Source organism: Acidovorax sp. HDW3, from assembly GCF_011303755.1.
GTDB lineage: Bacteria > Pseudomonadota > Gammaproteobacteria > Burkholderiales > Burkholderiaceae_C > Paenacidovorax.
Genome location: NZ_CP049885.1, coordinates 138,886 through 145,000 on the forward strand (window position 1 = coordinate 138,886; position 6,115 = coordinate 145,000).

The following is a 6,115-nucleotide window of genomic DNA, read 5'->3' on the forward strand; positions in this document are numbered from 1 at the left end:
ACCACCATGCGCGATCTTTTTCCTGTTCTGCGCGTGCTGGGGGTGCTTACCTGCATGTTTGCGCTGTCGCTGGCGCTGCCGGGGTTCTTGTCCTGGGGCCTGGGCGAGAGCGTGTGGCCGGTGTACCCGCTGGCGGCGCTGGTCACGCTCAGCGCCGGCGGCGCGCTGTGGTGGGGGCTGCGCCACCAGCGCCAGGAGCTGCAGCCGCGCCACGGCGTGATTTTGGTGACGCTGGTGTGGCTGCTGCTGCCGCTGTCGGCCAGCCTGCCGCTGTGGCTGGCGCTTGACCATGTGGGGCGGCCGGTGACGTTCACGCACGCCTACTTCGAGGCCGTCTCGGGCCTGACGACCACGGGCTCGACGGTGCTCTCGGGGCTCGACGCGCTGCCGGCCTCGGTCAACTTCTGGCGTACGTTTTTGCAGTGGCTTGGCGGCATGGGGATTTTGATTTTGGCCGTGGCCGTGCTGCCGCTCTTGGGTGTGGGCGGCAGCCAGCTGTTCAAGGCCGAGGCTGCTGGCCCGGTCAAAGACACCAAGCTGACGCCGCGCGTGACCGAAACCGCCAAGGGCCTGTGGGGCGTGTACGCGGCGTTTTCGGTGCTGTGTTTTGGCGCTTTTTGGGCCGCCGGCATGGGCTGGCTCGATGCCTTGATGCACATGTTCACCACCATCAGCCTGGGCGGGTTGTCCTCGCACGATGCGAGCTTTGCCTACTTTGATTCGCCCTTGCTGGAGGCGGTGGCGGTGTTTTTCATGCTGCTGGCGAGCTGCAACTTTGCGCTCTATTTTGTCGCCCTGCGCAAAGGCCACTGGCGCGGCATTGGGCGCGACCCGGAGGTGCGTGCCACCTTGCTGGCGCTGGTGGGCGGCGGCCTGTTGGTGGCACTGCTGCTGTGGGCCAAGGGCGAGTACCCGCCGCTGCAGGCGCTGCGCCACGGCATGTTCCACGTCGTCTCGGTGGCCACCACCACCGGCTACGCCACGCAGGACTATCTGGCCTGGCCGGTGTTTGCGCCGGTGTTCATGCTGCTTTTGTCGGGCGTGGCCACCAGCGCGGGCTCGACCGGCGGCGGCATCAAGATGGTGCGGATGCTGATCTTGCTCAAGCAGGCGCGGCGCGAGCTCACCCGCTTGGTGCACCCGCGCGCCGTGCAGCCGGTGCTGCTGGGCGGGCGGGTGATAGACAGCCGGGTGATTTTCTCGGTGCTGGCCTTCATGCTGGTGTATGGCGCGACCGTGATCGTGCTCAGCATGGTGCTGATGCTGACCGATCTCGATCCGTTGACGGCGTTTTCCGCCGTGCTGGCGAGCGTGCACTGCACCGGGCCGGGGCTGGGGGCGGTCGGCCCGAGCTCGAACTACGCCGTGCTGACCGACTTTCAAATCTGGGTCTGCACCTTGGGCATGTTGCTCGGGCGGCTGGAGATTTTGAGCTTTATGGCGATGCTGACGCCGGCTTTTTGGCGGCGCTGAGTCTTTTCGTCCAAGCGGGGTAGGGGGCATCCCTACAATCGGTATCTTGACTCTCTTTCAGGGCTTTTATGGTTCCCCACCTCGTTACTGCACTCACCGGCCCCATCAACGAGCTGGAGCAGCGTGTGCTGGACTCCATGCCCGCCATCGAGCGCTGGTTCCGGCTGGAGTGGATGGAGCACACGCCGCCGTTCTACACCTCGGTCGATATCCGCAACGCCGGCTTCAAGCTCGCGCCAGTCGATACCAACCTGTTCCCCGGTGGCTGGAACAACCTCACGCCCGAGATGCTGCCGCTGGCAGTGCAGGCGGCGATGGCGGCGATCGAAAAAATCTGCCCCGAGGCGCGCAACCTGCTCATCGTGCCCGAGAACCACACGCGCAACACCTTCTACCTGGCCAACCTGGCGCAATTGGCGCGCATCTTCACCATGGCCGGGTTGCATGTGCGCTTTGGCTCCATCAGCGCGGAGCTGAAAAAGCCCCAGCGCATTGCCCTGCCCGGGGGCGATGAAATCACCATCGAGCCGGCGCTGCGCAGCAAGCGCCGCCTGGGGCTCAAGGATTTTGACCCCTGCACCATCTTGCTCAACAACGACCTGTCGGCGGGCGCGCCCGGCATTCTGGAAGAGCTGTACGAGCAGTACGTGCTGCCGCCGCTGCACGCGGGCTGGAGCGTGCGCCGCAAGAGCCGCCACTTCAAGAGCTACGAGGAGGTGGCCAAGCGCTTTGGCAAGCTGCTGGGCATAGACCCCTGGCTCATCAACCCGCTGTTTGCGCATTGCGGTGCGGTCGATTTCGCCAGCGGCGAGGGGCTCGACGGCCTGCAGGCGCAGGTCGATGCGCTGCTGAGCAAAATTCGGCGCAAGTACAAGGAGTACGGCATCAACGAGAAGCCCTACGTCGTCGTCAAGGCCGACAACGGCACCTACGGCATGGGCATCATGGTGGTGCACGACGCCAAGGAGATCGAGGGCCTGAACCGCAAGACGCGCAACAAGATGGCCGTCATCAAAGATGGCCAGGCGGTGCACGAGCTGATCTTGCAAGAGGGCGTGCGCACGCAAGAGCGTATGCACGAGGCCGTGGCCGAGCCGGTGGTGTACATGATGGACCGCTACGTCGTCGGCGGCTTCTACCGCGTGCACGCCGAGCGCGGCGACGAGGACAACCTCAATGCCCCGGGCGCCGCCTTCGTGCCGCTGGCCTTTGCCCAGGGTGGTCAATTGCCCCAGCCGGGCGTGCGCCCCGGGGCGAGCGCGCCCAACCGCTTCTATATGTATGGCGTGGTGGCGCGCCTGGCGATGCTGGCGGCGAGCTACGAGTTGGAAGCCACCGACCCCGACGCCGAAGTTTATGACTGACCGCTGACCCCGTAGCAGTGCCGCAACAACTGCACCAGCGAAGCTGCGAGCACGCTTGTTTGGCCTTGGCGCAGGCGCACAATAGCCCTCCCTTTTTTACCGAGCCCCGGCCCTTGGCCGGAGGGTGTTTGTGCAAAACTCCAAATCGTCGCTGCCGACGCTGACCCTGGGCGCTATTGGCGTCGTCTTTGGCGATATCGGCACCAGTGTGCTTTACACCGTCAAAGAGGTGTTTGCCACCGGCCATGTGCAGTTCACGCACGACAATGTTTATGGTGTGCTGTCGCTGATTTTTTGGACGCTCACACTCATCGTCTCGCTCAAGTACGTGGTGCTGGTGCTGCGCGCCGACAACAACGGCGAGGGTGGCCTTGTCGCCATGCTGACCCTGGCCTCGCGCGCGGTTGCTGACCGCCCCGCGCTGCGCCACTGGATGCTGCTGGTGGGCATCTTCGGCACCTGCTTGTTCTATGGCGATGGCGTCATCACACCGGCCATTACGGTGCTCGGCGCCATGGAGGGGCTGGAGGTGGTGTCGCCGGAGATGAAGAAATACGTCATCCCGCTGACCCTGCTGGTGCTGTTTGCGCTGTTTTTTGTGCAGAAAAAGGGCACGGCGGGCATTGGCAAATTCTTTGGCCCGGTGATGATGCTGTGGTTTGTCACCATCGCTTTGCTGGGGGTGCTGCACATTGCTCAGCACCCGGAGATTTTGTGGGCCATCTCGCCGCACTTTGCCTGGCGCTTTGGTATGCACAACCCGGCGATCACCTTCATTATTTTGGGCGCGGTGGTGCTGTGCGTGACCGGGGGCGAGGCGCTGTACGCCGACATGGGGCATTTTGGCAAACGTCCCATCCGCCTGGCCTGGTTCTCGATTGCCATGCCGGCGCTGGTGCTCAACTACTTTGGCCAGGGCGCGCTCTTGCTGGCCGAGCCCGAGGCGGTGAAAAACCCATTCTTCAACCTGGCACCCGAATGGGCCACGCTGCCGCTGGTGGGGTTGGCCACGGCGGCGGCGGTGATCGCCTCGCAGGCGCTGATCTCCGGGGCGTTTAGCGTCACCAAACAGGTCATTCAGCTGGGCTTTTTACCGCGCTTGCAAATCCAGCACACCAGCGTGCACGACAAGGGGCAGATTTACATGCCCTTCGTCAATTGGGGACTGTTCGTGCTCATCGTTCTGGCGGTGGGCATGTTTCGCAGTTCGGGCAACCTGGCGGCGGCCTACGGCATTGCCGTGACCACCGACATGCTCATCACCACGGTGCTGACCTTTTTCGTCGTGCGCTACGCCTGGAAGCTGCCGCTGCTGCTGTGCCTCTTGGCCACGGGGGTGTTTTTCACGGTGGACATTCTGTTTTGGTCGTCCAACCTGCTCAAGCTGGTGCATGGCGGTTGGTTCCCGCTGGTGATTGCCGGCGCGGTGTTCCTGTTGATGGTGACCTGGCGCGATGGCCGCGCCCTGCTGGCGCAGGCGCTGCAGGAGACGGCGCTCGATCTCAAGGACTTTTTGGCCTCGCTCTTTCTCTCGCCGCCGACGCGGGTGGCGGGCACGGCGGTGTTTTTGACCTCCAAGGAGGGCATGGTGCCCAATGCCTTGCTGCACAACCTCAAACACAACAAAGTGCTGCACGCACAGAACCTGTTCGTCACCGTGCACAGCCACGAGGTGCCTTGGGTCGGCATGGAAAAACGCCTCGAAGTGGAGGCCCTGGGCAGCGATTGCTGGCGTGTGAGCGTGAACTACGGCTTCAAGAACGATTACGACCTGCCGCGTGCGCTGGCACTGCTCGAAGGCCGGGGCATAGACCTGAGCCCGATGACGACGAGCTACTTCCTCTCGCGCGACATCGTCACCCCGACCCTGGGCACCGGCATGTCGCTGTGGCGCGAAAAGCTGTTTGCGCAGATGCACCACAGCGCGAGCACGGCGGCGGAGTTCATGAATTTGCCCAGCAATGCCGTGGTCGAGCTGGGCTCGAAGGTGGAAATTTAGGATGTTTTAGGCTGCTAGCGCTTATGGAGCAAGCGCTAGCAGCTATCAAAATAATAGCAATCAAACCATGCGCTTTTTCCAGGACCTGAGCCTCTCGGCCTTTACTGCGGGCTTTGTCGCCGTGCTGGTGGGCTTTACCAGCTCGGTGGCCATCGTCTTTCAGGCAGCGCAGGCGTTTGGCGCGACGCCGGCGCAGCTCACCTCCTGGATTTGGGCGCTGGGCCTGGGCATGGGGCTGTGTACCTTGCTGCCCTCGCTGTGGTTGCGCCAGCCGGTCATGGTGGCCTGGTCCACGCCGGGTGCGGCCGTGCTGGCGACGGCGGGGCTGGCCGGGGGCTTTTCCATGGGCGAGGCGGTGGGTGCGTTCATGGCTTGCGCTGCGCTCATCACCCTGGCTGGGGCCACGGGCTGGTTCGAGCGTGTCATGAACCGCATTCCGATGGAAATCGCCGCCGCCCTGCTCGCCGGGGTGCTGGCGCGTTTTGGCATCGACGCCTTTGCTGCCGCGCACAGCGCCCTGCCGCTGGTGGTGCTGATGCTGGTGGCCTACCTGCTGGCACGGCGGCGTTGGCCACGTTATGCGGTCGTCGCCACCCTGGCCGTGGGCGTGGTCTATGTGCTCGCCAGCGGGCAGTTGCGCAGCGGTGCGTTGCAACTGGAATGGGCGCGGCCCGTGTTCACGGCGCCGGTGTGGAGCTTTTCGGCCTTCGTCAGCCTGGCGCTGCCGCTGTTCGTCGTCACCATGGCGTCGCAAAACCTGCCGGGTGTGGCGGTGATGCGCGCCACCGGCTACCCGTTGCCAGTCTCGCGCCTACTGACCATGACGGGGCTGGCCACGCTGCTGCTGGCGCCTTTTGGCGCTTTTGCGCTCAACTTCAGCGCCATCACGGCGGCCATCTGCATGGGGCCGGAGGCGCACGAGGACCGCAGCAAGCGTTACACGGCAGCGGCTTCTTGTGGGCTGATCTATATCGTCATCGGTCTGTTTGGCGCTTTGATTACCGGACTGCTCACCGCCTTCCCGCGCGAGCTGGTGGTGGCAATTGCCGGGCTGGCGCTGCTGGGCGCCATCGCCAATGGCCTGGCGACGGCGCTGGCGCACGAAGCGCACCGCGAGGCGGCGCTCATCACCTTTTTGGTCACCTTGAGCGGCGTCGTGATTGCCGGCATAGGCTCGGCCTTCTGGGGCGTGGTCGCCGGCAGCGTGGCTTTGTTTGTGCAACAGTACGGGCGCAACCGTTCTTCTTCCTGACCATGAAACTGCTTTTTGTTGCCGACC

At 64.2% G+C, this 6,115-nt stretch carries 5 protein-coding genes (1 of these 5 cut by a window edge); all 5 read left to right on the plus strand.

From position 1 onward, the window contains the following. Positions 1-6: 6 nt before the first annotated feature. Entirely contained in the window at positions 7-1,473 is a 1,467-nt protein-coding gene (locus G7045_RS00610; RefSeq protein ID WP_166155862.1) for a TrkH family potassium uptake protein, read from the plus strand. Positions 1,474-1,541: 68 nt separating this feature from the next. Beyond that, positions 1,542-2,837: a glutamate--cysteine ligase gene (gene gshA, locus G7045_RS00615; RefSeq protein ID WP_166155864.1), complete on the plus strand. Its 1,296-nt coding sequence runs from the start codon at positions 1,542-1,544 to the stop codon at positions 2,835-2,837. Between the two features lie 130 nt (positions 2,838-2,967). Continuing rightward, positions 2,968-4,836, plus strand: coding sequence for a potassium transporter Kup (locus G7045_RS00620; RefSeq protein WP_166155866.1), 1,869 nt, complete (start codon positions 2,968-2,970; stop codon positions 4,834-4,836). Positions 4,837-4,903: 67 nt separating this feature from the next. After that, positions 4,904-6,088, plus strand: coding sequence for a benzoate/H(+) symporter BenE family transporter (locus tag G7045_RS00625; protein ID WP_166155868.1), 1,185 nt, complete (start codon positions 4,904-4,906; stop codon positions 6,086-6,088). Between the two features lie 2 nt (positions 6,089-6,090). Next, positions 6,091-6,115: the beginning of a glutathione synthase gene (gshB, locus tag G7045_RS00630; protein WP_166155871.1), read on the plus strand. Its footprint extends 926 nt past the window's final position; the window shows 25 of its 951 coding nt (coding positions 1-25); its start codon is at positions 6,091-6,093; the stop codon falls past the right edge of the window.